Genomic DNA, 232 nt, shown 5'->3' on the forward strand with positions numbered 1-232 from the left:
TCCCAAACATTGATATCGAGCTTATCAGAGATGATAGACAGCTCATTGGCAAAAGCGATACTTACATCACGAGAGGCATTTTCGGTGAGCTTGGCCATCTCTGCAGTACGGGAGTTGGTCTCTAATAGCTCGCCTTCCACAAAGATACGATAAACCTCTTTGGCTTTCGCAGTCGACTCTTTAGTCATACCACCGATGATACGGTCATTTGAGATAAGCTCTTCTACGACTT

At 44.8% G+C, this 232-nt stretch carries 1 pseudogene; it reads right to left on the bottom strand.

The annotated features are described in order from the left end of the window. Nucleotides 1–232, bottom strand: a pseudogene (locus SB725_RS34125) (UDP-N-acetyl-D-mannosamine dehydrogenase); the annotation flags it as partial.

It is taken from the genome of Pseudomonas sp. SIMBA_041 (genome assembly GCF_046535095.1).
Taxonomy (GTDB): Bacteria; Pseudomonadota; Gammaproteobacteria; order Pseudomonadales; family Pseudomonadaceae; genus Aquipseudomonas; species Aquipseudomonas mucoides.